This is a genomic window from Nocardia sp. NPDC004151, assembly GCF_042874235.1.
Lineage (GTDB): Bacteria > Actinomycetota > Actinomycetes > Mycobacteriales > Mycobacteriaceae > Nocardia.
The window spans coordinates 63,598-90,589 of record NZ_JBIAMR010000011.1 but is presented as its reverse complement, the minus strand read 5'-3'; the positions used below and the strand labels follow the sequence as shown (position 1 = coordinate 90,589).

At 70.3% G+C, this 26,992-nt stretch carries 18 protein-coding genes; 10 read left to right on the top strand and 8 right to left on the bottom strand.

The features are described 5' to 3' along the window. Nucleotides 1-4: 4 nt before the first annotated feature. Together ACFYTS_RS24030 and ACFYTS_RS24025 are read right to left on the bottom strand one after the other, a co-directional pair. Complete coding sequence (locus ACFYTS_RS24030) at nt 5-2,626, bottom strand: hypothetical protein (protein ID WP_387307309.1); 2,622 nt, start codon at nt 2,624-2,626, stop codon at nt 5-7. Nucleotides 2,627-2,704: 78 nt separating this feature from the next. After that, entirely contained in the window at nt 2,705-5,392 is a 2,688-nt protein-coding gene (locus tag ACFYTS_RS24025; RefSeq protein ID WP_387307307.1) for an ATP-binding cassette domain-containing protein, read from the bottom strand. A gap of 169 nt (nt 5,393-5,561) precedes the next feature. Here ACFYTS_RS24025 and ACFYTS_RS24020 point away from each other — a divergent pair, with 169 nt between their 5' ends. Continuing rightward, on the top strand, nt 5,562-6,980 hold the full coding sequence (locus ACFYTS_RS24020; RefSeq protein WP_387307493.1) for a metallopeptidase: 1,419 nt from the start codon (nt 5,562-5,564) through the stop codon (nt 6,978-6,980). A 21-nt stretch (nt 6,981-7,001) separates the two neighbouring features. On the opposite strand, the gene ACFYTS_RS24015 is transcribed toward ACFYTS_RS24020, so the two are convergent. Beyond that, the gene (locus tag ACFYTS_RS24015; protein ID WP_357282284.1) at nt 7,002-8,351 is read right to left on the bottom strand and encodes an FHA domain-containing protein; all 1,350 of its coding nucleotides are present in this window, start codon (nt 8,349-8,351) and stop codon (nt 7,002-7,004) included. Between the two features lie 142 nt (nt 8,352-8,493). Between ACFYTS_RS24015 and ACFYTS_RS24010 the strand changes: the two genes are divergently transcribed. The 5 genes from ACFYTS_RS24010 (at nt 8,494) to ACFYTS_RS23990 (ending at nt 13,350) form a co-directional block, all read left to right on the top strand. Further along, entirely contained in the window at nt 8,494-10,065 is a 1,572-nt protein-coding gene (locus ACFYTS_RS24010; RefSeq protein ID WP_387307305.1) for a serine/threonine-protein kinase, read from the top strand. A 37-nt stretch (nt 10,066-10,102) separates the two neighbouring features. Further along, entirely contained in the window at nt 10,103-11,323 is a 1,221-nt protein-coding gene (locus ACFYTS_RS24005) for a hypothetical protein (RefSeq protein ID WP_387307303.1), read from the top strand. A 34-nt stretch (nt 11,324-11,357) separates the two neighbouring features. Continuing rightward, the gene (locus tag ACFYTS_RS24000) at nt 11,358-12,566 is read left to right on the top strand and encodes a hypothetical protein (protein WP_387307301.1); all 1,209 of its coding nucleotides are present in this window, start codon (nt 11,358-11,360) and stop codon (nt 12,564-12,566) included. Nucleotides 12,567-12,667: 101 nt separating this feature from the next. After that, the gene (locus ACFYTS_RS23995; protein ID WP_357282291.1) at nt 12,668-12,997 is read left to right on the top strand and encodes a WXG100 family type VII secretion target; all 330 of its coding nucleotides are present in this window, start codon (nt 12,668-12,670) and stop codon (nt 12,995-12,997) included. 50 nt (nt 12,998-13,047) lie between these two features. Then, entirely contained in the window at nt 13,048-13,350 is a 303-nt protein-coding gene (locus ACFYTS_RS23990; protein WP_387307299.1) for a WXG100 family type VII secretion target, read from the top strand. Nucleotides 13,351-13,409: 59 nt separating this feature from the next. Here ACFYTS_RS23990 and eccCa read toward each other — a convergent pair whose 3' ends face one another. Further along, complete coding sequence (eccCa, locus tag ACFYTS_RS23985) at nt 13,410-17,444, bottom strand: type VII secretion protein EccCa (RefSeq protein WP_387307297.1); 4,035 nt, start codon at nt 17,442-17,444, stop codon at nt 13,410-13,412. Nucleotides 17,445-17,513: 69 nt separating this feature from the next. Here eccCa and eccD point away from each other — a divergent pair, with 69 nt between their 5' ends. Beyond that, on the top strand, nt 17,514-18,974 hold the full coding sequence (eccD, locus tag ACFYTS_RS23980; protein ID WP_387307295.1) for a type VII secretion integral membrane protein EccD: 1,461 nt from the start codon (nt 17,514-17,516) through the stop codon (nt 18,972-18,974). A 12-nt stretch (nt 18,975-18,986) separates the two neighbouring features. Beyond that, nucleotides 18,987-20,414, top strand: a complete 1,428-nt coding sequence (gene mycP / locus ACFYTS_RS23975) for a type VII secretion-associated serine protease mycosin (RefSeq protein WP_387307293.1) — start codon at nt 18,987-18,989, stop codon at nt 20,412-20,414. 2 nt (nt 20,415-20,416) lie between these two features. Here mycP and eccB read toward each other — a convergent pair whose 3' ends face one another. Further along, a complete protein-coding gene (gene eccB, locus ACFYTS_RS23970) occupies nt 20,417-21,904 on the bottom strand; it encodes a type VII secretion protein EccB (protein WP_387307291.1) in 1,488 nt (495 codons plus the stop codon). A gap of 110 nt (nt 21,905-22,014) precedes the next feature. Here eccB and eccE point away from each other — a divergent pair, with 110 nt between their 5' ends. Next, nucleotides 22,015-23,688 (top strand): type VII secretion protein EccE, encoded by a 1,674-nt coding sequence (eccE, locus tag ACFYTS_RS23965; protein ID WP_387307289.1) that lies wholly within the window; start codon nt 22,015-22,017, stop codon nt 23,686-23,688. Here eccE and ACFYTS_RS23960 read toward each other — a convergent pair. The 3 genes from ACFYTS_RS23960 to ACFYTS_RS23950 form a co-directional block, all read right to left on the bottom strand. Further along, complete coding sequence (locus ACFYTS_RS23960) at nt 23,673-24,236, bottom strand: NADPH-dependent FMN reductase (RefSeq protein ID WP_387307287.1); 564 nt, start codon at nt 24,234-24,236, stop codon at nt 23,673-23,675. The genes eccE and ACFYTS_RS23960 overlap by 16 nt on opposite strands. Nucleotides 24,237-24,258: 22 nt before the next feature. After that, nucleotides 24,259-25,518, bottom strand: a complete 1,260-nt coding sequence (locus ACFYTS_RS23955; protein ID WP_387307285.1) for an NAD-dependent epimerase/dehydratase family protein — start codon at nt 25,516-25,518, stop codon at nt 24,259-24,261. Nucleotides 25,519-25,710: 192 nt separating this feature from the next. Beyond that, a complete protein-coding gene (locus tag ACFYTS_RS23950; protein ID WP_357282304.1) occupies nt 25,711-26,526 on the bottom strand; it encodes an S-methyl-5'-thioadenosine phosphorylase in 816 nt (271 codons plus the stop codon). A gap of 94 nt (nt 26,527-26,620) precedes the next feature. Here ACFYTS_RS23950 and ACFYTS_RS23945 point away from each other — a divergent pair, with 94 nt between their 5' ends. Then, nucleotides 26,621-26,974 carry a metal-sensitive transcriptional regulator gene (locus ACFYTS_RS23945; RefSeq protein WP_379105240.1) on the top strand — a complete coding sequence of 118 codons (354 nt, stop codon included), beginning with the start codon at nt 26,621-26,623 and terminating at the stop codon, nt 26,972-26,974. Nucleotides 26,975-26,992 lie beyond the last annotated feature (18 nt).

Genomic DNA, 26,992 nt, shown 5'->3' with positions numbered 1-26,992 from the left:
ACGGTCAGATGTGCAAGGGCGGGCCGGGGTCGACCCCGCGCACCGGGCCGGGCAGCGTGTAGCGCAGCGTGTCGATGCCGGACCGCACGCAGTCCGTCTTGTGCGGGTCGCCGATGGTGGCGATGCCGGAGCCGGGCAGCCCCGAGACGAACGGGGTCACCGCGCAGCTCTCACCGACCGGGAGCAGCTCGATATCGGTGGCCCTGGTCACACCGCCGACGGGCGCCGGGGATCCGGCCGTGGGGTCCTGGCGCTGATCCGAGTGCGCGCCCAGGAGCGACAGGGCCGCCGCTCCGACGATGATGGGCGCGCCGAACGGCTTGCGCATCTTGTTCCACAGCTTGCCCTTGCGCTGCTTGCGATCACCCTCGGAGCCGGATCCGGAGTCCGAATCCGACTGCCCAGCGGTATCTTCCGGCGTTTGCGGAGTAGACCCACACACCCCCGACGACATCGACCCACCGTACATCGCGCCGGGTTGACCAGAAGCGTTTCCGCCGGATCCAGCAAAACTCCCGCGACCCGAACCGGACGTATCCCCCTCGGCCCCATAGGGACCCGCCGGGTAACCGCCGCCGCCGTGGCCACCTTGGCCGCCGTAACCGCCCGATCCGTATCCGCCCTGGCCGTACTGCACTGCGGCGCCCTGCTGGCCGCCGTACTGCCCGCCCTGGGCCGGCTGCGCGCCGCCGGGACCGTAACCGCCCTGCGCCGAACCCTCCGAGCCCGGAGCGTTCGCCGAACCGTAGCCGGTGCCGTAGCCGCCCGCCGAGCCCGGACCGCCTGTGCCGGGCCCGAATTGACCCGCCGCTCCGCCCTGCTGCGGATAACCGCCCGTGCTCGGGCCAACCGTTCCGAAACCGCCGCCCTGGCCGTAACCGCCGTGTGCACCCGGACCGTCCTGTGGGCCCTGCCCGCCGGGGCCGTAGCTCCCCGCCGAGCCCTGTTGCGCACCTGCGGAACCCGATCCCGCGCCGCCCTGGCGACCCGATCCGGCGCCGCCCTGGTCGCCCGGACCGAAGACCGTGGTCATCTGGTCATCGGCGGGTGAGCCCGGCGGCCGCGTGAATCGGCCGCCGACGCCTTCCAGACCGGGCGGCAGCGTCCCTCGTCCCCCGACGACGGGCTGCGACCCGGTAGCCGGGCCCTCGGACCCGCGCGCAACCCTGTGGCCCGCATCGATACTCGGGCCGGTCCCCGCGGCCGCGGTCCGGTTCTCGCCCGCGCCCGCCTGCGCGGTCAGCCGGGCCAATTCCTCGGGCGTCACCCGCTGGGTGATGCCGCCGGGCCCGGTGTTACCCGTGGGGCCGCCCTGAGATGCGGCCTCCTGCCCGGTGATTCGACGCGTGAGTCCTTCGGCGGCCGGATCGGCCACCGGCTGCGCGCCCTGCCCACCCGCCTGCGGTCCCTGCGCCGCGGCCTCCTCCGCTGTCAGACGACGCGTCCGGCCGTCCGGATCGCCGCCGTCCCGGTCACCGTCGGCCGCGGGCTGCGGGCCGGTGCGGGGCGCGGAACCCGGGCGCTGCGGAGCGGATTCGGGTGCCGGCGGTGAATCCATGTGCCGGGGAACCAGTTCCGGCTGCTGGGACAGCGGTTCGGGCTGGCGCTGCAGCGCCTGGTCCGCGTCGCGGCCACCGGGGACATGGCGTGGCCCCTGCTCGACGGGCCGCGCTTCCGCTCCGCCGGGCTGCTGTCCACCGCCGACCGACTGTTGTCCCGCACCGCCCGACTGCCGGCCGGAACTGTTCGACTGCTGTCCCGCGCCGGGCTGGGGCCGGTCGTAGGCCGGGTCGCCTTCGCTGTCGGCGACCAGCAGGTGGGTCGCGCCGAGGACGAGGGCGTGCATCGGGTGGTCGGCGACCTGGAAGCGGTGGCCGAGGTGGTTCTGGAAGGCCAACCGCAACGCGTCGTTGAAACAGACATTGCCGGTGAGCAGCACCGTGGAGGTATCGGCATTGATGGCGCGCGCCGCGGCCATCACCTCGATGACCACATTGTCGGCGGCATGCGCCTCGTGCAGCGCCTCGGCGGTGATGGCGACGCTGACCGATTCGGTGGGCTGGTCGTCATTGCCGTGCACCGCGACGACGAGGCATTCGCGGCCATCGGAGTAGACGCCGACGGCGCCGACGCCGGGTCCGCGGCCGGGCGCGCGCACCAGGCCGAGGGCGCGCACGTAGCCCGAGAGCGCCACCGACTCGGGCAGCGGTTCGGCGGGTACGCCGAGTTGTTCCACCAGGCGTACGAATTCGTCGACCTGCGGGTCGGGCCATTCGTCGGGGAAGGGCAGCGCCAGCACGTCGGGCGTCGCCCCCAAGTGCTCGATCACCGAGGCCAGCGGGTTGTGCATGCGCGCCCGGAACACCAGTTCGGCGGGCCAGGTCGCCCCGGCCACCACGATCTGCGGGTGCCCGATGATGTCGCGCACATCGGAGATGGCGATGCCGACATCCGGCCGCCGGTCCACGCCTGCGGTGTGCAGCCGGCCCGACGAGTCGGCCAGCAGATATGCGGGCGGCGTGTACGAGCCCTCGACCTGGACCGGGCGTATGGGTGAACCGCCGCCACCGGCGGCCACCGACACCACGTCCCAGCCGAGATGCACTGCCCCAACTCGCGCTGTCACAGTCATCAGTCTGCCTGCTCGCTCCGTTGAGCGCGCGGCCGAATCACTCTTCGCACCCCTGCGCGAGTGTGTCCCCGGTCACGCCGCCGACTTCTTCAAACGCAGGCGCGACCAGGTGAACAGGGTCAGCAGCGTCGCGATCACGCACAGCATGGCCACATCCAGCGACCACGCGGCGACCGTGTGCTTCCAGAAGCTGTCCTGCTGCGCTGCGGCCGAGATCGACAGCTCGGGCAGATTGACCGTGGACGCTCCGGCGGCATAGCCCCAGCGCGACGGGAACAGCCAGGACAGCTGGTCCAGTACGGCACGACCGGTCACCGGAATCATGCCGCCCGCCATCACCAGCTGGGCCATGATGACCACCACCAGCAGCGGCATCACCTGCTCGTTGGATTTGGCCAGCGAGGACAGCACCAGGCCCAGGATCACGCAGGCCACCGCGGTCAAGGCGACATCGAGGTAGAGCTCCACGGTGCCTAGCGAGAGCACCGCACCCGTGGCCGGTGGCTTCTTCACCGCCAGCACGATGCCGATCATCACGGCCGACTGCACCAGCGCCGCCAGGCTGAAGACCACGACCTTCGACATCAGATAGGCGCCGGAACGCAATCCGACCGCGCGTTCGCGGTAGTAGATGGCCCGCTCACCGACCAGGTCACGCACGGTGAGCGTGGCGCCCATGAAGCACGCGCCGAGGATCAGCACGACCAGCAGCTGTTGCGCCTCACCGTTGTTGGCGCGCACGAAGCTGCCGTCGGGCGCCTGCACGAATCCGACGGACTCGAATCCGCTCTTGCCCTGCACGACCAGCGACAGACCGCCGAGCACGAACGGCAGGATCCCCAGGAACGCCAGATAGCCGCGGTCGGCGAAGATGAGCCGCAACTGCCGCCGGGCCAGGGTCGAGAACTGTTTGAACGGACTGGATTTCGGCGCCTTCGCCCGTTCCACCGGTTTCACCGGCGCGGGTGGCTCCGCGAACGCCTGGCGGGAACGGAAATTCGCGAAGGCCCCATCCGGATCGGCGGCGACGCGGCCGAAGATCTCGGCCCAGTCGCTGGTGCCCATGGAATGCCCGACGCTGCCCGGATGCCCGCAGAACGCGGTCTTGCCGCCGGGGCCCAGCAACAGCACCTGGTCGCACATGTCCAGGCAGGCCACCGAGTGGGTGACCACGATGACGGTGCGCCCGGCGTCGGCCAGTTCCCGCAGCATGGTCATGACCTGGCGGTCCAGCGCCGGGTCCAGGCCGGAGGTGGGCTCGTCGAGGATGAGCAGCGAGGGGCCGGTGAGCAGCTCCATGGCCACCGAGGCGCGCTTGCGCTGACCGCCGGAGAGCCGGTCCACGCGGGTGTCGGCGTGCTGGGTGAGCGAAAGCTCCTTCAGCACATCGGCGATCACCTGCTTGCGGTCGGCCTTGCTGGTGTCCGGCGGCAGTCGCAGCTGGGCGGCGAAGTTGAGCGCCTGCTTGACGGTGAGCTGCCGGTGCAGCACGTCGTCCTGCGGCACCATGCCGATGCGGGAGCGCAGCGCCTCGTATTCGACGTGCAGGTTGCGGCCCTCGAAGGTGACCACACCCGCGGACGGAAGCGTGGTTCCCGCAATGAGTTTCGACAGCGTGGACTTGCCCGCGCCGGAGGGCCCGATGAGCGCGGTCAGCGATCCGCGCCCGGCCTGCATGTTCACGTCCACGAGCAGCTGCTTGTTGCCCTCGACGGTGAACGAGACGCCGTGCACGTGCAGGCCCTGTTCGGCGACCGGCCGCTGCCGGTGCACGAGCGTGCCTTCCTGCACGACGAAGTCGACGTTACCGATGGTGACGATGTCGCGTTCGCGCAGCAGCGCGCGCTGTTCGCGGCGGCCGTTGACGAAGGTGCCGTTGGCGGAGTTGAGGTCCTCGATGGCGAGGCCCTCACGGTCGGGCACCAGGCGCGCGTGCTTGCGCGAGGCCATCGGATCGTTGACCACGATCTCGTTGTCGCTGGTACGACCGATGTGCAGACCGTTGCGCGGAATCCGGTCGGCGCGCGCGATGGCCGCGGTGGAGGCCCGCGCGCGGATCGGCGGCAGCGCCGAGGTGTCCGCCTTGGTGGTCATATTGATGGGATCGCCGCCCTGCGGCGGCTGGTTGACCGGCGGGCGCACCACATTCGGCGTGGCCGCGTTGCCGACGGGCGGAGTCGGCCGCTGCGGCACCGGATTCGGCTGCTGATGCTGCGGACCCGATACCGGCCGGTTCGGATTCCACTGATTCTGGTTGGGCTGGGCCACGTTCGGCGGCTGCCAGGCCTGCTGGGGTCGCTGCTGCACCGGCGGGCGCTGCGCGAACGGCTGCTGCGCCTGCTGCGGCTGTCCCACCTGGGGCAGCGGGGACGGCGGCCGGTTCTGCTGCTGCGCCGGCCGCTGCTGCGGTTGCGGTTGCGGTTGCGGCGCACCACCGCCGCCGCGCGCGAGCTGCGGCAGCAGGTGCAGCAGCGGGCCGCTGATGGCGTCGCCGAGCCGCACCTGGGTGGGCCGGTTGATCACCAGCGGCGTGGTCAGCCGGCGGGCGTCCACGAAAACGCCGTTGGTGCTGCCGTTGTCGCTGAGCATCCACGATCCGGCCTCGTAGCTGAGGATCGCGTGCACGCGGGAGACCAGTGGGCTGTCGACGAACAGCGTCACCTCCGGCGCCCGGCCCATCGTGATCTGCTGAGTCGCGTCGAAGACCCGTTCGGTTCCATCATGACGCACGGTGATCTGCTGCGCCCCCGGTGAAGACATGGTGGGATGATAATTGAAGCCCCCGGAGTCCGGCGTCGCGCTTCTCGGCCGTCCGTCCGATTCCGGGACACGATCGGTATCGGTTGTCGAGGGAGAACACGTGGGGAGACGCCGGGGGGAGGCGGTGCGCACGCGCCGGTCCACGGGGATTCGCCGTGTATTCGTGACGCTGGGCGTAGTGCTCGTGGCGGTCGCGCTCTTGTCCGGCTGTACACGAAATGTTCACGGCCGGGCCGTATCGATCTACGACGACCCGTTCAAGGTGGCCGGTCTGCCTACCACCGGCGGTCCCAGCGGCCCCCGCTCCGGGGTCCCGGATTCGACGCTGACCGCGGAGAACTCCGACGGCGGCAGTATCGACAAACTGGTGCTCAACGCGCTCGACGACATCCAGACCTATTGGCGGGGCGAGTTTCCGCGTGAGTTCGGCGGCGCCTTCAGCCCCGTGGACCATTTCATCTCCTGGAACGCCAAGACGCCGCGCTCGCAGTCCGGGCAGTTCTGCGGCGAGACCAGCTACCGGCTCGTGAACGCCGCCTACTGCCGGCTGGACGGTTCGGTGGGCTGGGATCGCGGGGTGCTGCTGCCCGCGGTGGCCGACGAGTTCGGGAAGATGTCGGTGGTCATGGTGCTGGCCCACGAGTACGGGCACGCCATCCAGGAGATGGCCAAACTGGTCGGCCGCCGCACCCCGACCATCGTCAAGGAGCAGCAGGCGGATTGCTTCGCGGGCGCGTTCATCCGGAATGTGGCCGAGGGCAAGGCCCCGCACTTCACGATCAACACCTCCGACGGGTTGAACGCGGTGCTGGCCGCCACGGTCGCCTTCCGCGACGCCGACCCCGACGATCCGCAGAGCGTGCACGGTTCCGCGTTCGAGCGGGTGACGGCCGTGCAGATCGGGTTCACCGACGGCGCCAAGGGCTGTCAGGCCATCGATCAGAACGAGATCGACCGCCGCCGCGGCGATCTGCCGCAGACCCTCGGCAACGACGCCAATCACGGCCAGTCCGAGGTGACCCAGTCCAGCCTGCAGGAGCTGGCCAAGTCGATGGCGACCATCATGCCGGTGCGCGACGAGCCCGAGTACGGCTACGACACCGCGAAGCTGAACTGCCGCAACGGCGCCGACACCGTGCCGGTCACCTACTGCCCGGCCACCAATCGGATCGGCACCGATGTGCCCGCGCTGCACGACCGCGGCGTCTCCAATGCCGACGACCAGGACGCCCTGCCCGCCAACGTGACCGGCGATTTCACCGCCTACATCGTCTTCATCTCCCGCTACACCCTCGCCGTGCAGCACGCCGCCGGACTGCCGTTGAAGGGCGCGAAGACCGGTCTGCGCGCGGCCTGTCTGTCCGGGGTGATCTCCGGGAAACTGGCCGACCCGAGCCGCAAGGCGTCCGGCGGCATCTCACTGTCCGCGGGCGATCTGGACGAGGCGGTCTCCGGTCTGCTCACCGACGGCCTGGCCGCCAGCGACACCGACGGCAAGACCGTGCCCAGCGGCTTCTCCCGGGTGGACGCCTTCCGCGCGGGCGTGCTCGGCACCAATCAGGAGATCTGCTACTCCCGATACACCTAGGGGCGCGGGAGTTCTCGCGTCCTACCCGAACGGCGGCGGCGCGACCGGCTCCAATCGCAGCACCCGGTTGCCGAGCATGACCTCCGCGCCCGGTACCAGGGTGAACGGTTGATTCGGTTGCAGCCGAACCCAATCGCGATACCCGGGCGGGCGCACCCGGGTGCCGTTGGTGGAGCCGCGGTCGACGATGGTGACATCCCAGTTCACCAAGCGGATCTCGGCGTGCGCCCGGGACATGCCGCCGGAGCTGTCGTCGATGCGCAGTGGCAGCAGGCCCGCGCGGGCCGGTTCGGACAGTTCGGGATCGCGGCCCACCACGGCGTCGGCCGCCAGCATGAAGGTCATGCCGTCGTCGAGCACCAGCATGCCCAGCGGCGGCCGGATCACCTCGGACACCTGCTGGGTCTGATCCACCGGCATGCCGCACACGGTGCAGAAGGCGGCCCGCGGGTCGCTGGGATGCGCACGCGCGCATTTGAATCCGAGCACCTTCGCGGTGAGCGCGGTCGCCTTGGCGGTGGCCTCGAGCCGTCGCTGCAGGTCCGGGTCGGGTTTGGGCGCCGGGTTGGTGCCGCTCAGCTCGCTCGCGCCGCCCATCTCGGTGGGCGCGTGGTGCAGGTCCGGCGCTGCCGGAATGCCCTCGGTGACCGGATCCACCGGGGCGGGATCCAGGTTCGCGGGAATCCGATTGGAGGTGCGGGTCGGGATCAGGTCCGGGTCCACCGGCGGCGGCTCGGGTTCGGGATCGCGTTCGGCGTCGAAGGCGGCCGTGGGCGGCGGCGGTTCCGCGGCCCGGTGCCGCGCCCCCGCCGGACGCGCCGGGGTGCGCGACACCACCGGTTCGCCCTCGAACCACACCACCGCGCCCGACGCGGGCGCGAGTCCCTCGACGAGCGAGCCGATTCCACGCTCGGGCAGTTCCGGCGCCCGCCGCCGCGGTTCGTCGATGAACAGGGCCGCGGCCCGCGCGGGCGGCGCGGCGACCCGGTCCACGGTGAAGGCGGCGTCGCTGCCGCGGTAGTACTCGACGGCGGTTCCGGCCAGCACGGCCGTCACCGATCCGTGCAGGAAGATGGCCAGCCCGCCGGTGTCGGCGGTGGACAGGATGCCGAATTCGATGGGCTGCCCGGGCGAGATCCGCTCGGCCTCCTTCATCAGCCAGCGGGTGGCCTGCCGCGCGATCTGCCGCCCCGGCCCGTCCGGGACCAGATCGGTGGCGTCGGCGACCAGGTCCCCGAGCGCCCGCACCGCCGTCACGGCCCGCGATTCGGGGGTGATCGCGCCCCGCTCCCGATGCGCCACCAGGATCACCGCTCCCGCCACCCGGCTCAGCGCATGGCCGCCCGCGACGACCTCGACCTGCCGATCCATCACGGGAACCGGCCCCGGGGAAGCACGCGACAGGGATCCTTCAGCACAGCCACCAGGTTACGTGCCCGTCCGGCACCGGCTACAGTCGCGGAGAGCAGCGGGGGGAGCCGCTGCGTCCGGCGAGGATCCAGGAGTTGATGCGATGGCACTGAGTCCTGGCACCATCGTCGGCGGATATCGGATCGTTCGCGTGCTCGGCTCGGGCGGTATGGGGACCGTGTATCTGGGCAAGCATCCCGAGCTGCCGCGCATGGACGCGCTCAAGGTGCTCTCCGCCGAGTTGACCAGCAACGAGGAGTTCCGCGGCCGCTTCGAACGCGAGGCCAATGTGGTTGCGGGCCTGGATCACCCGAACATCGTCGCGGTGCACAATCGTGGCGAGGAGAACGGGCAGCTGTGGATCGCCATGCAGTATGTCGAGGGCACCGACGCCTCGGCCGAGCTCAAGCGCGATCCGGCCGCCATTCCGCCGCTGCGGGCGCTGTCCATCGTCGCCCAGATCGGCCGGGGCCTGGACTACGCGCACCGGCGCGGCCTGCTGCACCGCGACGTGAAGCCCGCCAACTTCCTGCTCTCCACCGCCGCCGGTGAGGACGAGCGGGCCCTGCTGGCCGACTTCGGCGTCGCCAAGTCCACCGAGGACACCACCGAGCTGACCCAGACCGGCAGTTTCGTCGCCACCATCGCCTACGCGCCGCCGGAGCAGCTGTCGGGGCTGCCGCTGGACCACCGCGCCGACATCTACAGCCTGGGCTGCTCGTTCTTCAAGCTGCTGACCGGCCGGAACCCGTATCCCGCAACGCAACCGGCGCTGGTCATGATGGGCCACCTGCACGAGCCGCCGCCGCGCGCCACCGATGTCGACCCGCATCTGCCCGCCGCGCTGGATCACGTCTTCGCGCGGGCGATGGCGAAGAATCCGGCCGAGCGCTTCAATTCCTGCCGCGAGTTCACCGAGGCCGCCACGGCCGCGCTGGTGCCGGGCTATAACCCGGTGTCCACCAATACTTCTCCGACCTATCCGATCCAGATCGCGCCGCCGGGCCTGCTGCCGGCCGGTGAGACCCAGACCGGCATACCGGTTTCCGCGGCCGAGCCCACCGAGCTGGTGCGGCCGCCGCGCAACCGGACCCGGCTCTACCTGGGTATCGGTGCGGCGACGGTGGCGGCCGCGGTGGCCGTGGGCATCGGCATCGTCGCCGGCGGCGGCAGCGAGACCGGTTCCGCCGCAACGACGTCCGCCGGTGCGGCCCCGGCCGCGAACACCGCCCCGAACTCGGTGGACCAGGCGCGCAAGGACAATCCCGCGTTCCAGGGCAAGTCCGTCACCGTCGTCGACGTGACCGGCGACGACTACAACACCAAATACAGCATCTACCTGACCGGCAGTGATCAGGCGAAATACCTGGAGAGCCTGGGCTTCGTCTACAACGCCCAGTACCGGCCCGCGGCCGGGGAGACCTCCCCGCGCCCCTCCTCCGGCTACGGTTCCTTGAAGGTGACCGACGACTCGTACATCATCGCGGTCCGCAGCGACGCGAAGGCGGGCGGCGGCGGCCTGCTCGGCCTGCCCAGTGAGATCACCAGCTCCCGCGCCATCGTGGTGCCGGTCGACGACGCGTCCGCGGTCGCGGCGATCCGCAATTGGACCCCCGAATCCGATCAGACCCTGCTCACCAAACTGGTGCCGGTCCTGCACAACCGGATCAAGTAGGGTTTTGCCGGTCAGTCAGCTCTGGGGAGGGGAACCCATGCGCCTGCGCGCAGCCATGTCCGCGGCTTTCGCCGTCACGGTGGTGATGACCGCCGCGTGCGGCTCGGATCCGGGGCCCGCCGCCCCCGCCGAGCCCGTCATCGACCTGGCCAAGCTCGACACCGGCAACCTGATCACCCAACCCAAGAAGTACGACAAGGCCGAGAGCAAGGAACTCGGCCGCGCCGTACAGGCCGAACGGCTGGCCAACTACCTGCCGCTGCCGGCGGAGATCAACCCGGTGGTCAAATATCCTCCGGCCGCGGTGAACGGCGCGATCCGCCCGTTCATCGATCTCGGCTCCAGCGCCATGAAGATCCGCACCAACGCCAAGGCCGCCGACCTGCGGGCCGCAGCGCCCGGCTTCCTGTCCGGCTACGTCACCACCGGCAACTCCGACAAATCACCGGGGCTGTCCTACGAGTTCGCGAACACGGTGCTGATCTTCACCGACGACGCGGCGGCGAAGGCGGCCGCGCAGGCCCTGGGCCAGGCCGATTTCGACGCCGCCCCGAGCGAGCGCCTGCACCTCGACAAATATCCGGACGCCTTCGTCTACCTGGACAAGTCCTACGACTTCAACGCGACCGTCCGATCCTGGTACGCCACCGGCCGATTCGTCATCTTCGGCTACGTGTGGGACGACGTGATGGCGGAGACCAAGGTCAGCGATCCGGCCGCCCTGCTGGCGCGCGTCCAGCTCGGCATCGACGTGATCCCGGGCGCGCTGGCGAAGTTCCCGGCCGTCGCGCCGGATCAGCTGACCGAGCAGCCCGTCGATCTGGACGGCGTGCTCGGGCGGACGCTGCGCACCGTCGTCGACGATCAGTCCGAGCGCGGCATCCCCGGCGTCTACGACCGGCACGGCGGACTCCAGATCTTCCCCGGCGACGACAACGCCGCGCTGTTCGAGAAGGCGGGCGTGGACCGGGTGGCGTTCAACGGCGGCTACGTCTTCCGCGCCCGCGACGCCGCCGGAGCCGCGGACATCGTGGCCGAGCGCGCCCGCACCTCACGCACCTTCCGGCCCGCCGACTCCCCCGCGAACCTGCCGAATGCCCAGTGCCGCAAATACACCGGGCCGCAGCGCTTCTCGATCACCTACTACTGCTACGTCACCCACGGCCGCTTCGCCGGGGAGGTTGCGGCGAGCCAGCTGCTCGATGCGCAGCAACGGATCTCGGCGCAGTACGCCCTGTTCGTCAATGCGGAAAAGTGATCGGGAGGGGACGGCAATGATCTCGCGTTTTCGGATGACCGCTCTGCTCGCGATCACCGCGGCGGCGGTGGCGGGCTGCGGTTCGGCCGTCACCGGCACGGCGACCCCGGGTGAAATCGATATCCGCACATTGGATGTCGGCAAGTACTCGACCCTGCCGCTGGACCTGCGCTATGAATACAACCCGCGCATGCGGTTGGGGATCGAGCTGGCGACGCAACGCCTGGCCGGCCACGTGGTGAACGGCGCCGACATCGACCCGGCCCTCACCTTCGGCACCGGCGTGGTGTCGATGACCAATACCGAGACCGCCACCCGGGTGCTGGCCGACGTCACCGCGCCGGTGCTCGACGCGAACAAGATGATGTTCGGGCTCTCGGTGGGCCACACCGACAAACAGCCCGACAAGTCCGGCAAGACCGTGGAGGGCAGTTCCTTCACCACGGTCACCGTCCTCCAGTTCCGTGACGCGGCGGCCGCCGCCAAGGCCGCCACCGACTTGGACGAGGCCGACTTCGCCGTGGCCCCGGACGTCAACGAACGGGTGGCGCTGCCGAAATACCCCGACGCCCACACGCATTGGCGGCCCGGGGTCGCCAGCATCGGATCGACGGTCGCGCACGGCAATTACGTCGTGAACGCCTATGTCGGTGTGAAGGATCCGGAGCTGCCGAAGTTGACCGCGCTCGCCACGAAGGTCCTCGACGCGCAATTGCCGCTCCTGGATGCCTTGCCGCCCTTGACCCCGGAGGGCGTGCTGCGCCTGCCGTTCGACGCGGATCACATGCTGCGGCGCACCCTCAATCCCGGGGAGAGTTTCCTCCCCGATTTCCAGTCGATGGCCGTGGCCGAACCGCGCGGCTTCCTGCATCGGGTCGCCGATCAGGCGTTGTGGCGGCGGATCGTCACCGACACCGGAATCGATCGATACTCGATCGCGGGCGCGAACTACGACGGTCCGTCCATGCTCTTCCGCACCCGGGACGCGCAAGCCGCGAAGCAACTCGCCACCGCCGTTCTCGAACACGGCTATTCGGGCGCCGCGGACGCACCGGCCGGATTCCCGGACGGGAAGTGCGGACAATCCACCGACGCTCCGGCCTCCGGTCTCACTCGCGCCAAACGCTTCCGGTGCACGGTCAGCTATCGCCAGTACACGGCCGTGGTGGACTCCGATCAGATCGCCGACGCCCATCAACGGGCTGCCGCCCAATACGCATTGTTCGCGAACAGCACCTGGTAGCAGCGGTTCGAGCTGCCTCTCGCGCGGAGGTGGAACCGGCGGGTCGTGACCTACGTCCAATCACTACGAGGTCGTCCGCCCGCGAATCGGAAGGAGGCACCGTGGCCGGTGCATTCGAAGCCAGTAATGAGCTCATCCAGGCCAAGGCCCAGGAGTTCCAGAAGACCCACGACATGCTCATGCACTCCATCGCCGATCTGAAGCGCGATGAGGACAGCATGGTCGCGGGCTCGAATTGGCGGGGCGGCGCGGCCGACGCGTTCAACGCGTTCATGCAGCGCTACTACTTCCAGGCCGACAAGCTCAACGACAAACTCATGCACACGGCCGAGACGCTGATCAAGGTCGGCTCGAACTACGAAGAGCACGACAAGGATTACGAATCCAAGGTCAACGCACAGATTTCGAGCCTCGACCTCCCGGCTGTCTAACCGCTCGGCCACCCCTCGTTCTTTCCGGACAATTGGCAAAGGAATTCACCATGGCAGCAGTTGACGGCCAGATCATCTCCGCCCATTTCGAGGGCGTCGCCGACGGCGCGAATTCGATCATCCGCCGCGCGGAGGCCATCCGCGACCAGCTCGAGGCCTTCCATCGCACTGTCGAGGAGTTCGTACGCAACAACTGGAAAGGTGACGCCAACGACGCGTTCGCCGACCTCCAGCGCATGTGGAACCAGCACGTCCTCCAGCTCAACACCACCTTGAACGGCGCGGCCACCCTGGTCCGCACGGGCAATGCCGAACTCCAGGCCAAGGACACCGCCCTCGCGGGCCTCTTCTGAACCGAGGCTTCACCCGGAGAGCGGGCGCGGGCACTTGTTCCCGGGCCCGCTCTCCGTCATTACGGCTCAGCGGATGGCAGCCAGCCGGTGTGGATGAGTTCCTCGCCGGACCGGGTGCCGTACGTGCCCCGGCCCGGGGGCATGAGGCCGGGGCGGGTGTTGCCGAAGAGGACGCCCTCGTCGCGGCTGCAGCTCATGATCAGGGACGCGGAGTTGAGTTCCTTGAGGCGGTTGAGGGTGGCCTCGTACATGGCCCGGCCCGCGCCGCCGGAGCGGCGGGCCAGGATCAGGTGAAAGCCGAGGTCGCGGGCGTGCGCGAGATGGTCGACCAGGGCGTGCAGCGGGTTGCCGCTGGCATTGGCGACCAGGTCGTAGTCGTCGACGATGACGTACAGTTCCGGCCCCTGCCACCAGGATCGGTCCTTGAGCTGCTGCGGGGTCACCTCGGGTCCGGGCATGCGCTGGGTGACGTAGGCGGCCAGGTCGGCCATGTTCTGGGTGAACTGCGGCGCGGTGGTGCCGTATCCCGCGAGGTAGCCCTGCGGGACGGCGCCGAGCATGGTGCGCCGGTAGTCGCCCATGATGATGCGCGCCTGATCGGTGGTGTTGGCCGCGCAGATGGACTGCACCAGCGACCGCAGCACGGTGGTCTTGCCGCATTCGGAGTCGCCGATGATCACGAAGTGCTGGCTCGTCGCCAGATCCAGGAACACCGGGGCCAGCTGCGCCTCGTCGATGCCGAGCGGGAAGCGCAGGCATGGCCGGGCGTGGTCCACGCGCGCGGGCCAGTCCCCCGCCGCGTGCAGCAGTTCCGCGCGCGGCAGCCGTTCGGGCAGCATCCGCACCGCGGGCGCGGGTCGCCCCGGAGTCAACCGCGCGATAGCCGAAACCGCCTGCGCCACCCCCGTTCCCAGCGAAGCCGGGTCCGAGTCGCTGTCCACCCGCGGGAGGGCGGTCAGCATATGCAGCCCGTCCGCGGTCATACCGCGCCCCGGCCGGCCCATGGGCACCAGCGCCGCGAACTTGCGCCCGAGATCCGAATCCATCGGGTCACCGAGCCGCAGTTCGATGCGCGTGCCGATCTGGTCCTTGAGCGCGGGCCGCGCCTCGGCCCAGCGATTGAGCGACAGCACGATGTGCACACCGTACGAAAGCCCTTGTACGGCAAGGTTCATGACGGTCTGGTCGAGCGGTTCGAATTCCTGCCGGAACGCGCCGTACCCGTCGATCACCAGGAACGCGTCCCCGAAAGGGTCTTCCGACACGCCCGCCGCTGCCCGGTGGGCGTCCGGCCCGGTGGCGCGCAGCCGCCGGAACTCGGCCATGGATTCCACGCCGAGCCTCCGGAAGCCGGCCTCGCGGCGGCGCATGATGCCCACCATCTCGGCCACGGTGCGCCGCACCTGGTCCGCCTCCATCCGGCTGGCCACCGCGCCGACGTGCGGCAGCCCTTCCAGGCCGACCATGGTGCCGCCGCCGAAGTCGAGCAGATAGAACTGGACCTGTTCGGCGGTGTGCGTCAACGACATCGCCATGACCAGCGCCCGCAGCGCGGTCGACTTGCCCGACTGCGGGCCGCCGACCACGGCGGCGTTGCCGCGCGATCCGGACAGGTCCACCACCATGGGATCGCGGCGCTGATCGTAGGGCCGGTCGACGATGCCGATCGGGGCGCGCAGGGCCGCCAGCGGATTCCAGTCGCCGGTGAGGACGGACCGCGGCAGCAGCTGATCCAGGGTGGGCGCGTCGCCGAGCGGCGGCAGCCAGATCTCGTGGGCGGGCCGCCCGTGCCCGCGCACCCGTGACACCAGTATCTGCAGGTGGGAGATCTGGTCCGCCTCGGCGGGCGTGGTCACCGGCTCCGGCCGCTCGGACAGCGGAATCCGGTCGGCGGCCCGGAATTCCACGTGGGCCGCACTGAACGGTCGCACGGTCACGTCGACCTCGCCGGAGCGGGTCACCGTCCCGTCGTCGCGCTGCGGCGCGCCACCGGTGTACGGCCCGGAGACGTAGGCGGACTGGAACCGCTGGATCTCCCCGGCGTCAGCCTTCAGGTAGCCGCCGCCGGGATTGCCCGGCAGGTTGTAGGCGTCCGGCACCCCCAGCACCTGACGGGATTCATTGGCGGAGAAGGTCTTCAGGCCGATGCGGTAGGACAGGTGGCTTTCCAGCCCCTTGAGCCGCCCTTCCTCGAGCCGCTGCGAGGCCAGCAGCAGGTGCACGTGCAGCGAGCGTCCGAGGCGGCCGATCATGGTGAACAGTTCGGCGAAATCCGGGTGCTGCGAGAGCAGTTCGGAGAATTCGTCGAGCACCACGAACAACGCGGGCATCGGGTCGAGGTCGGCTCCCGCGGCCCGGGCCTTCTCGTACTCCGAGACGTTCGCGAAGTTCCCGGCCGCGCGCAGGAGTTCCTGGCGGCGGTTCATCTCCCCGGCGAGCGCGTCGCGCATGCGGTCGACGAGGTCGGCTTCCTCTTCCAGGTTGGTGATGATGGCCGCGACATGGGCCACCCCTTCCAGCCCGAGGAAGGTCGCGCCGCCCTTGAAGTCCACCAGCACGAATTCGAGCTGATCGGGCGAGTGCGTGGCGATGAGCGAGAGCACCAGTGTGCGAAGGAATTCCGACTTGCCGGACCCGGTCGCGCCGATGCACAGCCCGTGCGGACCCATACCGCCCTCGGCCGCCTCCTTGATGTCGAGCACCACCGGCAGCCCGTCGGCCCCGACACCGAACGGCACCCGCAGTCGTTCGCGACCGTAGCGCGGCCGCCACGCGGTCTCGGGAGTGAAGGTTCCGACGTCGCCGAGCCCCAGCAGTTGCGCCCAGCTGGAGATCACCTCGCTCTCCTCTCCACCGGTTTCGGCGGCGCGCGGATGAGGGGCCCGGTAGGGCGCGAGCCGCCGGGCCGCCTGTTCGGCCTCGCGCGCGGTGATGCGGTCGATGACGGCGAAGCGTTCCAGCGCCCCGGACGGTCCGCGCCCTGCGCACTCGCCGTTCTCCACCACCATCTGGATGCCACGGGAGGCAGCCAGCCCGGGCGCGTATCCACACAGGTCGACGACGGTGACGCCCTCGAACCCGTACTCGCGCAGCGGATCTTCCTCGGCTTCGAGCAGTCCGCCGTCGACCACCAGCACGATCTGGGTGAGTCCCGGGTCTGCGGGCTGGTTGCGGGAGTACCGAACCCGATTGTGCAGCAGCGGATTCAGATCGGCGTGGGCTTCACGAATGGACCCGTACACCATGCGACCGCTGCCCACCCCGTCCCGGGATTCGGGATGCTGGCTGTGCGGCAGCCATTTGGTCCATTCCCATTCCCGCACAGTCTCCGTGGGCCCGCAGACCACGGCGATCAGTACCTGGTCGGGGCCCTGGAACATGGCCAGTTGCAGCAGCATGGCCCGGGTCATGTCGCGGGCCTGGACCCGGTCGCCGGTGAGCTGGACGGCGGCGAAGCCTTTCACGGCGAGGGCGGTCGGCAGGTCGGGGACGGTGGAGTGGGTGCGCACGAAGCGCCGCAGCGAGACCGCGGCGATGGGTTCGAGCTCTTCGACGGGCCCTGTTTCCGGGGCGACCAGTCTCGTAGCAAGTCTCTGGCTACCAAGTCCGATGCGGGCGTGACAGAAGTCCTTGTACCCCGGCCGGCGCTCCCACATCCGCGCGGTCCCGGCCAGCATCCAGATCAGTCCGGGCTCGGGGTGACTCCATTCGACGGCCGCCCGCTGCTGCCCGGCCGTCTCCTCCACGTCCCGCCGCACCTGATCGAGGTAGCGGAGATAGTCCTTGCGGTCCTCGTTGGCCTCGGCCGCCCGCTGCCCGTTGCCGCCCTGCCCCGCATACATCCCGACCATGGAGAACACCATCATCATCGGGAACATGAGGCTCATCGGATTGGACGCGATGCCGCTGCCGGAGGTGAACAGCAGCACCACCATGCCGAGCATGCCGACACCCATCACCACCGGCATCAGTTTCGCGAAAAGGTTGGCGGGCACCGCTCGCGGGATCTCCGGCGGCGGCTGCAGCGTGACTTCGCCGCCGGGCGAACGCGGCATCTCCCGGCGCGGGCGGCGGTGGAACCGTACGGTGCTCATCGCGGAAATTCCCCCGGAGTTCGGCCGGTCAGTGTACGGACGGCAACCATCATGCCGTACAGTGCGGGCGTGACGCACTCGCGGACGGATCACCTCGAGGACTTCCGCGGCACCGTGCGCGCGCCGGATCTGGCGCGAGTCACCATTCTGGCCAAGCACACCCAGGTCGACATGGCCATTCCCGTCGATGTGCCGGTGGCCCTGATCATCCCGAGCGTGGTCGACATGGTCGATCAGCACAACCGCGCCAACGACTTCGACCTCGACGGCGAACAGATCGAGCCACACGAATGGGTGCTGGCCCGCATCGGGCGGCCGCCCTTCTCCAATTCCCTGAGCCTGGGCGAACAGGGCGTGCGCGACGGGGAACTGCTCATGCTGGAGAGCGCCGAGAACATCGCGCCCGCACCGCTCTTCGACGACATCATGTACAACGTCGCCATCGCCGACGCCGATCACTTCCGAAGCTGGTCGCCGCGCACCGCCCGGCTGACCGGCTCGGTCCTGGCGGTCGTCATCATGGCGACCGGCTGCTTCGGACTGCTGGCCGCCCCCGACGCGATCCCGTCCTGGATCACCGCCACCGTGGCCACCGCCGTCACCGTGCTGCTGGTCACCGCGAGCACCGTGCTCGCCCGCATATACCGCGAGCGCGTGAGCGCCCTGGTGCTGGGCGGCTCCGCTCTGCCGACCGCGTTCACCGCGGGCCTGCTCTACGTCCCGGACCATTACGGCTGGGCCAACGCGCTTCTCGGTGCGGTGCTGGCCGGAGCCACGGCCCTGCTGACCTGGCGAGCGACGGGAGTCGGGCCGGGATTGTTCATCGGCGCCGCGACACTGGCCGCCTTCACCATCCCGGCCGCCCTGGTCGGCCTGCTCACCGATCTACCGCTGCGCGCCATCGGCGGTGGCGTCGTAACGGTCGGACTGGCCGGATTATCAGTGGCCCCAAGGCTTTCCATGCTGCTCGCCCGGCTGCCACTGCCGCCGGTGCCCGCGCCCGGCACCCCCATCGACCCCACCGAGGACGATCCCGACGACCACCGCGCCCTGCCCACGCTGGACGTGCTGCGCGCGAAATCCGAACGGGCACAAGACCATCTTGCCGGTCTCGTCGCGGCCACCGCCCTCGTGGTGGTGACCGGGGCGGTGGCGAGTGTGGATCCGGCGGCCATCCGGCCGTTCTGGCCCGGTCTGGCGCTGGCCCTGGTGTGCGCGGCGGTCCTGATGTTCCGCAGCCGCACCTACGCGGGCGCGGAACAGGCCGTGGTCCTCATCGTCGGCGGCGCGGCGATCGTGCTGCTCGTACTGATCGGCACCGCCCTCACCCAGCCGCAACCGCTCACCGTATTCGGCGTGGCGCTGGCGCTTTTCGCGGCCGCGCTGGTGCTGGGCTTCCTGGTGCCGCGGCAGCAGTCGACCCCGCCTGTACTCCGCGCGGTCGAGTTGCTGGAGTACGGCTTCGTGGCCGCAGTCGTACCGCTGGCCTTCTGGGTGACCGGCCTCTACGCCCTCGTGCGCGGACTCTGAGAGCGGTCCGCCATGCGAGGTAGGACGCTGCGCACCAACATTTTCCGATTCGCCGCGGCGACTTCGGTACTCGCGCTGGGGGTGTCGTTCGGGATGGGCTCGGAGCCGGCCGTCGCACACGCCGACCGGCCGCCGCCCATCGACGCGGGCCTGCTGCCCCCGGGCGGCCCGGCCACCCCGCCGACGCAGACCGAGCATCCCGCCAACTCCCCCTGCCTCAGCACCCAGGCGAGCGGCGACGGACCGACGGTCCCGGCGACCCAGCGCACCCTGGATCTGCCCCGTGCATGGCAATTCTCCCGTGGCGCAGGTCAATTGGTGGCGGTCATCGACACCGGGGTGTCCCCGCACCCCCGCTTGCCCGGACTCGTCCCCGAGGGCGACTACGTGGCCGCGGGCGGCGACGGCACCGAGGACTGCGATGCCCACGGCACCATCGTGGCGGGCCTGATCGCCGCCACCCAGGTGGGTGGGCAAGGCTTCTCCGGGGTCGCCCCGGAAGCCCGCGTCATGACCATCCGGCAGACCAGCGCGCTCTACCAGGCCAAGAGCGCGGGCCGGGAGAAGGGCCCCGACGACATGCCCGACGGCTACGGCAAGATCTCCGCGCTGGCCTCGGCCGTCCGACGGGCGGCCGACACGGGCGCACGGGTCATCAACATCTCCCTGGTCGCCTGCCCGACGACGGAGCCGGCGAGCGCCGAGATGGGTGCGCTGGGCGCGGCCGTGCAGTACGCGGCGGTCCAGAAGGACGTGGTCATCGTGGCCTCCGCCGGCAATACCGACACCTGCAAGGCGAGCAATCCCGGCCCCGATCCGGTGCACCCGGACCGGGATCCGTGGGATCGCGTCACGTCCTACGTGATCCCGGCCTGGTGGGATGCCTATGTGCTGTCGGTGGGCTCGGTGGACGCATTCGGCCGGCCGTCGCGGTTCACCGTCCCGGGTCCGTGGGTGGGTGTGGCCGCGCCGGGCGAGAACATCGTCTCGCTCGATCCCCGCACCACCGGGCTCACCACGGCGAAGGTCACCAATCAGGGGCAGGTGTTGCCCTATAGCGGAACGAGTTTCGCCGCACCGCAGGTCGCGGGTGTCGCCGCGCTGGTGCGGGCGCGGTACCCGGAGATGCGGGCCGACGAGGTCATCGACCGCATCGAGGCCACGGCGCACGCCCCGGGTGAGGGCTGGAATCCGTACATCGGTTACGGCACGGTCGATCCTGTGGCCGCGCTGACCGCCGAGGTACGCAAGGAACTGCGCCCCAAGCACCCCGCCGACGCACGGGATCAACAGCTCCCATTACCCGAACCCGCTCCCGCGCCGGACAACACGGCACGCGATGTGGCCTTGATCGGCAGCGGAGTGGTGGCGCTCGTGCTGGTGCTGGGATTCCTCGCATCGTTCCCGCTGCGCCGCAGGTTCGGCGGCCGCGACAGCTGACGTCAGTTCGCGCTGAGCCCTCGGGTTCTCACCGGTTCCTCGGCCGGGTTCGGATCGGGCGCGACGCCGTCGTGGGCGACCATCGCGCCCTCCCGGCTCAGGGTCGGCCCGGGCGCGAGCAGTCCGAGGATCGGCCACGGCGCGGACTCGGGCCGCACCGTGGCCGGATCCATCCCCAGGGCCTTGGCGGCATCCGGATTCCGGATGCCGAAGCGAACCCCGTAGTCGGACACGAAGAACAGGCTGTCGTGGCGCTGACTGTCCGGCTCGATCCCGGTGGACTGCACGTACACGCCCGCGCCCGGCTTCATATAGACGCTGTCCACATTCGGCCCGCTGCCGTCGGCCTGCGCCAGCGGCACCAGTCTCGCGCGGTCGGGGATCGGGACGGCATGCCCGGTGAGCACGGACAATTCGGCATGCTTGCCGCCGTCGGAGGTGTCGGCGGAACCGACCGGCCGCCAGGACAGGCAGTCGACCGGCTGGTCCTTGCCGTCCACCAGGGTCGGAGCCCGCGCCGGATACTTCGACACCCGCAGCGCCGAGGACACCGGCGCTCCCGTGCGATCGGCCTGGGCGATAAGGCTGTCGGCGGCGCTGGACCGGTGGGTATTGCGAATGATGTCGGCGGTCAGCGCCGACACCGGCTGCAACCCGTCTGCCAGCACCACGTAGTACCTGCTGTCGGTCCGCACCTGCACCACGTCGCCGATCCGATGGTCGCCGAGCGCGTAACCCGGTGCGGCCCCGGCATTCTCGATCGGCGGCGGAACCAGCGGCAACACTTCGGGGATGGCGTCGAGCAGCCCCTCACTGATCGGCCGCGGCGTCCGCCCGCTCAGGTCCAGCGCGTCGACCACGGCACGATCGTCGAGATCGATCCGGGCGCGCTGATCGTCGTAGATCAGATACGTGTGATCGCGCCCCTGCACCAGCAGCGCCCGTCCGGACTCCAGCGCGGAAGCCTTGTCCGCCAATGTCAATTCGCCGACCAGCACCGAACTGGCGAGGGTGCGGCTGCCGTCATTCGACAGCGCGTCGCACACGGTCCAGGTGCGGCCGTCCCCGCCGGTGAACCCGAGCGAGGTCGGCGCGCCCGGAATGCCGATCAGCTGGCCGCGCGGCTTCTTCGCCAGTTCGGACTCGTTGACGGTGGCCGGTTTGACCGCATCGCCCGCGGCCAGCCGGGCCGAGGCCAGGTTCAGCGCCGGGTGCACCACATTGTCGAGCACGACGTAGACCGCGCCGGTGTCCTTACCGATGACGATCTTGTTTGACCCGATCTTGTCCTGCGGCCGCAGCAGAGCCAACACTCCGCAACCAGCCAAGGCGACGCACGCGAGAATCAGTCCGGCGAGGAAGGCGCGGGACTGGGATCGCATGGGATCGTGCAGCATTCGCACGTCCCGGCGGACCAGGGCGTGCTCCATGCGACGGACCAGGAAGCGGTAGCCGCTCACCTGCCATCGGGTCGTGGGTTTCGAAGGCATCCAAATCCCCAGTGAGTCGTGGGTTTTCGCCGAACACAGTACAGTGACCTGGACATTTATTCACACGCGGCCGGCGCGCGGGGCCGATATCGGGGAGCCGGGGATCGATGATGACGATCGCATCCGGAGAGTCGGCGGGGCGGCCGTCACGGACCGGTCGAGGCGGGCGGCCGGGCCGGATCTCGGTCACGAATCTGGTCTGGGCGCAGCTCGCCGGACTGGTCGTTCTGATTGTCGCCATGGTGTGCGGACTGGCCTGGTGGGGTGCGCTCGCTCTCGGCATAGTGGTCGGTCTGGTTCTGTTGCTACCACTCGGCAAACGCACCCTCTCGGACTGGATCGCCACCCGCGGCCGCTTCCGCGCCCGCCGCGGCCACCCGCCCGCCCACACCATCGACTTCCGCGCCTCCGACGGCCGCCCGCTCGGCCTCTACCGCGACGGCAGCCGCGTGGTCGCCGTCGTGGAGGTGCTGGCCCCGAAGGGTGGCCTCACCCGGCTGGGCCGCGCCACCGTGCACGCCACCCACCTGCTGCCGCTGCCCGAACTCGCGAAAAGCCTTACCCAGCACGATATTCTGCTGTCCGGCATCGACATCGTCTCGCACGGCTTCCGCAGCCGCTCCGGTACGCCCGCGGGCGCCATCTACGAATCCCTGCTCGGGCCACTGCCCGCCACCGCGCACCGCACGGTCTGGCTCGCCATCGCCTTCGACCCCGTCACCTGCCCCGATGCCACGGCCCGGCGCGGCGGCGGCCTGCCCGGCGCGTACCGCGCGGTCACCATCGCCACCGAACGCGTCGTGCGGGTGCTCGAGGACGGCGGCTGCGCGGCCCGCCTGCTCACCGCCCCCGAGATCCGGCAGGCCGCGTTGCAGGTCACCGCCGGCGTGGACCCCGGGCAGCTGACCCAGCACTGGCGCTACGCCGAACTCGGCAACAGCGTGAACATCGGCGCCGCCGTAGATCCCCGGCAGCTGGCCTCCGATCTGCTCGCCCAGCTCTGGGTCCCCGCCTCGCGCGGCACCACGGTGGCCGTCAAACTGCGCCCGGGCCGCAGCACCGACACCGTGCGCATCGGCGCGGCCTGGCGGCGCACCTCCCGGGAACTGCCCGAGTTGCCGGTGCGGCACATGATCTCCATGAACGGCCGCCACCGCGAGGGCCTGCTCGCCCACCTGCCGTTCGCGGTGCCCGGCCTGGACGACACGGCGCCCGCCGAGCTCCGCGAGATCGACGAGCTCGGCACGCTGCACCTGCCTTCGGCGGGCTGCGGGCAGTTGCTCGGCTCCGACGACGACGGCAACGGCGTCGCCATTCGCCTGGTGGGCCAGGGTATTTCGAGTGTGTACGTGGCGGGCGAGTTGTATCTCGCACAACAGTTGATCTTCCGCGCCCTCGCCGTCGGCGAACGCGTCCTGATCCGCACCGACCGCCCCGCGGCCTGGCAGCAGCTGGTCACCACCATCGGCAATCCGGAACGCCTCGCCCTCGCCGTCGAAACCCACCAGTCCGACGCCGATTTCACGGCCACCCTGGTCGACGGCGTCCTCGCGCCCGCCCCGCACGCGGGCCTGACGACCGTCTATCTGACAAGTGACCCGCTCGGCTGGCCCGGCGCCGCCCCCGACCTGTCCGTCCACCAGCCGGGTGCGTCCGGGAACCGAATCATTCTGCGCACCGGCGTCACCGAGGTTCCGCTGACCCTGGTCTCCATCCCCCGCGAGTCCACCTACATCGGCCGGCCCCGCGCGGCCGCCGCCGTCACACCTCAGCTCCCCGGGTAGGGGTTGGTGGCGCGGGCGGTGCGCAGAGTTGCCGCCCACCAGGCGAGTTGACGCAGCATACGGTCCGCGGCGTCGAGCGCGGCCCCGTCCCGGGTCTCGCCCTCGGCGTCGAATTTGCGTTTGGCCTCATGGAAACTGACGGTCTCGCGCACCGAGACCATGTGGATCTCGGCGACCACCTGCCGCAGCTGCTCCACCGCGCGCAGACCGCCGGACAGCCCGCCGTAGCTCACGAAACCGATGGGCTTGCCCCGCCATTCGCGCTTCACACTGTCGAAGGCGGTCTTCAACGACGCCGGATAGCCGTGGTTGTACTCGGAGGTGACCGCCACGAACGCGTCCGCGGCCTCGACCCGCCGCTGGAACGCTCGCACATCGTCGTTCTCGGTGAGATCCACCGGCAGCGGGGTGTTCATCAGATCGATGACCCCCACGTCGAACGCGGCGTCCGCCCGCGCCCGGCGCAGGAACCAGTCCGCGACGACCGGCGCGAACCGTTTGGGCCGCACGCTGGCGACGATGACCTCGAGCCGGAGCGGGGTGTCCATGCCGAGAGCCTATCGGGCTCGCTCAGCGCCGCCCCGCGCCGTGCTCGGCGTACTCCGTGAGCCCGGTGGCGGGCGTGGTGGGAGCCGTGAAATTCAGGACGTGCCGGGCTCTTTCCGGATGCGCGACCACATGCCGGACATCGGTGGCCCGGCACTGCCCGGTCACCACCGGCGACGGCCCGTCCACCGCCTTGGCCATGGTCGAGGCGACCTCCCACAGGGTCAGCGGCCGCCCCGAGGCGATATTCAAGGGCACGAACCCGGGCACCGGGCGCTCCACCGCGGCCACCGTCGCCAGCGCCGCATCGCGCACATGCAGGAAATCCCGGACCTGCCCACCGTCCTCGAACACTCGCGGCGGGCGGCCCGCCGCCAGTTCGGCCCGGAACCGTGCCACCACACCGGTTTCCGCGGACCGCACGCGCCGCCCGTCGGCCACCGCGTCGCCGTAGAGATTGTGGTAGCGCAGCACCGCGGCACTGCCCCCGGTATTGGCCACCCACGCCAAGGCGTAATGCTCCTGCGCGACTTTGCTTGCCGCGTAAGCGCTCCGGGGCCGCAGCGGGGCGTCCTCCCCCATCGGCTCCCAGGTCAGCACCTCCCCCGAACGCGGTGCACGATGATCGAACAGCCCCCGGTCCAGATCCCCCCGCCGCCGCAGTCCCGGATAGAACGGTCCGCCGCGCAATCCTCGATACCGGCCCTCGCCGTACACCGCCACCGAGGACCCGAGCACCAGCCGCGGCACGCCCTCCCGTTCCATGGCTGCCAGCAGCACGGCGGTGCCGACGTCATTGTGCGCGGCGTAGAGGGCGGCCCAACGCATCCCATCCGCCCCCGGCCGCTCGGTTCCGCCCCGCCCCGCCCCGACCGGGGCACGCACACACGGCCCGGCGCCATGCCCGGAATCGTCGCGCCCACGCTGCCCGTCCCCGGCCACCCGCCGGGAATGCCGAACATCCGGCGGGGCAGCCGGATTGGAGGGATCCCCGCGCACCGGCTCGATCGCGCCGCGCACATGCGGCAGCGGCACCGCCGTCGCGAGGTGACAGACCGCGTCCACCTCGGCCAACAGGGTTTCGAGCGCACCCTGATCACGGATGTCGATGCGCGAGACATTCTCCGGAACAACGGGATTCGGACCGTGCACGGTCTCGAGCAGGGCGTCGATGGCGATGACCTCGTGCCCCGCGGCCACAAGGGCGCGATGGACATAGGAGCCCAGGTAACCGGCCGCCCCGGTCACCAGGACACGCAGGGGGTCACGACCGCCCGCCTTCATGAATCCAGCGTAGGGCATGGCCGGCCGTAACCCGAAGGCCTATCGATGGATAGACGGGGCGGGGCGGGGCGGCTGGACGCCACCCGCGGATGCCGCCACGAGCAGGCGCAACGACGCACCAGGGGCACAACGAAGTACCCCGGCCGCTCGGGCGGCCATCACGCGTGACCGGCCGCTACGGCCGGGACCGCATCAGGGCAGCTCGAACGGGAGCTGCACGCCGGTGCCGGTCAGCACGCGGCACTTGTCGCAGGTGTCGTCGCCCTCGACGGCGGCGACGGCGCGGCGCACCATGGCCTTGAACGGCACCAGATTGCGCTCGAACTCGGCGAACACGTCGGCGGCGCTGACGCCCTCGCCGGACTCCAGCCCGGCGTCCAGGTCGGTGACCAGAGCGATTGCGGAATAGCACATTTCGAGTTCACGGGCGAGCACGGCCTCCGGGTGCCCGGTCATATTGACCAGCTCCCAGCCCTGCCCGGCGAACCAGCGGCTCTCGGCGCGGGTGGAGAAGCGCGGGCCCTCCACCACGACCATGGTGCCGTAGTCGTGCGCGGGCAGGTCGTCGCCGATCGAGGCGATGGCGGCAGTGCGCAGCTCGTCGCAGTACGGGTCGGCGAAGGACACGTGGACGCCGCCGACGTCGTAGAAGGTCTGGGGGCGACCGGAGGTGCGGTCCACCAGCTGGTCCGGCACGGCGATGGTGCCCGGCCCCCAGTCCGCGCGCAGGCTGCCGACCGCACAGGGGCCGAAGATGCGGCGCACGCCCAGGGTGCGCAGCGCCCACATATTGGCGCGGTAGGGCACGGTGTGCGGCGAGAACTCGTGCTTGCGGCCGTGCCGGGGCAGGAACGCCACCGAGCGTCCCTCCACCTGGCCGATGGTGATGGGCGCGCTGGGCGCGCCGTAGGGGGTCTCGATCTCGACCGTGGTCGCGTCATCGCCGAAGAAGTCGTAGAAGCCGCTGCCTCCGATGATGGCGAGCGTTGCCCGTGCGTCCGAACTCATGCTCCGATTCTTGCGTACGCGGCCGTGAGTGGTGGTAGCAGGGCGAAGCATGTACCCTAGGGGGGTATTTCCCCCGGGAGTGAGGACAGCGCAGGTGACCAACGACAAGATCGCGACCCAGGACGCCGCCGGGCACGACACCGCCGAGTCCTGCCACGACACCGCCTCGCACGGCTACATCACCGCCAAGGACGACTACCTCAAGCGCCTGCGCCGCATCGAAGGCCAGGCCCGCGGCCTGCAGCGCATGGTCGAGGAGGAAAAGTACTGCATCGACATCCTCACCCAGGTGTCGGCCATGACCAAGGCGCTCCAGGCGGTCGCCATGGGGCTGCTCGAGGATCACATCAGCCACTGCGTGGTCGACGCGGCCGTCGCGGGCGGCCCCGAGGCCGAGGCCAAGATCAAGGAAGCCACCGACGCCATCGCGCGCCTCGTGCGGAGTTAGCACCTCTCAGGGGCTTCC

Coding starts and splice junctions, on each gene's coding strand:
- ACFYTS_RS24005 (WP_387307303.1), top strand. CDS start 10,103: ATGCGCCTGCGCGCAGCCATGTCCGCGGCTTTCGCCGTCACGGTGGTG.
- ACFYTS_RS23990 (WP_387307299.1), top strand. CDS start 13,048: ATGGCAGCAGTTGACGGCCAGATCATCTCCGCCCATTTCGAGGGCGTC.
- ACFYTS_RS23960 (WP_387307287.1), bottom strand. CDS start 24,236: ATGGACACCCCGCTCCGGCTCGAGGTCATCGTCGCCAGCGTGCGGCCC.
- ACFYTS_RS24025 (WP_387307307.1), bottom strand. CDS start 5,392: ATGTCTTCACCGGGGGCGCAGCAGATCACCGTGCGTCATGATGGAACC.
- eccCa (WP_387307297.1), bottom strand. CDS start 17,444: ATGAGCACCGTACGGTTCCACCGCCGCCCGCGCCGGGAGATGCCGCGT.
- ACFYTS_RS23955 (WP_387307285.1), bottom strand. CDS start 25,518: ATGAAGGCGGGCGGTCGTGACCCCCTGCGTGTCCTGGTGACCGGGGCG.
- eccE (WP_387307289.1), top strand. CDS start 22,015: ATGACGATCGCATCCGGAGAGTCGGCGGGGCGGCCGTCACGGACCGGT.
- ACFYTS_RS24015 (WP_357282284.1), bottom strand. CDS start 8,351: ATGGATCGGCAGGTCGAGGTCGTCGCGGGCGGCCATGCGCTGAGCCGG.
- mycP (WP_387307293.1), top strand. CDS start 18,987: ATGCGAGGTAGGACGCTGCGCACCAACATTTTCCGATTCGCCGCGGCG.
- eccB (WP_387307291.1), bottom strand. CDS start 21,904: ATGCCTTCGAAACCCACGACCCGATGGCAGGTGAGCGGCTACCGCTTC.
- ACFYTS_RS24010 (WP_387307305.1), top strand. CDS start 8,494: ATGGCACTGAGTCCTGGCACCATCGTCGGCGGATATCGGATCGTTCGC.
- ACFYTS_RS23950 (WP_357282304.1), bottom strand. CDS start 26,526: ATGAGTTCGGACGCACGGGCAACGCTCGCCATCATCGGAGGCAGCGGC.
- ACFYTS_RS24000 (WP_387307301.1), top strand. CDS start 11,358: ATGACCGCTCTGCTCGCGATCACCGCGGCGGCGGTGGCGGGCTGCGGT.